This window comes from Luteitalea sp. (assembly GCA_009377605.1).
Taxonomy (GTDB): domain Bacteria; phylum Acidobacteriota; class Vicinamibacteria; order Vicinamibacterales; family Vicinamibacteraceae; genus WHTT01.
On the sequence record WHTT01000260.1, the window covers coordinates 1 to 691 of the forward strand.

Consider the following 691-nt stretch of genomic DNA (forward strand, 5'->3'; position numbering starts at 1 on the left):
GCTCTACGGCCGCTCCATGCCCGCGCTGCTCGCGTTTTCCGTGATCGTGCAGGTGGCCGCTGTACCCTGCTTCCTCATGGCGGCGCGCGGAAGGCGATGACGATCGAATGGCGCTTCGTCAAGGCAGCGCCAGCATCTCCCGCTGCCGGCTCCACCGTCGGACGGATCGGTCAAGCCCAGCCGCGCATTCGGGACCGTCAATTCTCCTACGCTGGGACGACCCAATGCCCGCTGGCACGAATCGCGTCGTACATGGCGTCCGGGGCCAGGTCGGATGAGGAGTTGAAGAATGATGGGAGCGTTCTGGCGCCGAGAGCTGTTTCAGCAACTGTGCAGGGTGCATGCTAGGAGTCGAGGCGGCACCGCGCCGTGAGTCTCTTGGAGATCGGCAACTGGGTCGCTCTGACCTTCAGTCCGCGTCACATCACGTGTACGTTGGTGTCGCCGGTCAGTGGCGCAACCAGGCGACGATCCGGCCTTGAGCGGCGCGAGCACCGGACGCTGAACGGGTCGCACAGGCCGTTGCGCCAGTGAATTCGTCGGTAATACTGTCGAGCGAGCCATGAAGATCCTGGTGGTCGAAGACGAGGTGAAAGCCGCCTCCTACCTGCGGAACGGGCTCGTCGAGAACGGCTTCATCGTCGACGTCAGCGGCCAAGGCGATGACGGGCTCCACGCCGCCCTGACTGGC

At 64.7% G+C, this 691-nt stretch carries 1 protein-coding gene; it reads left to right on the plus strand.

Going from position 1 to position 691, the window contains the following annotated elements:
- Positions 1-562: 562 nt before the first annotated feature.
- Positions 563-691: DNA-binding response regulator (locus tag GEV06_28835; protein ID MPZ21849.1), on the plus strand; the 129-nt coding region annotated here is incomplete at its 3' end.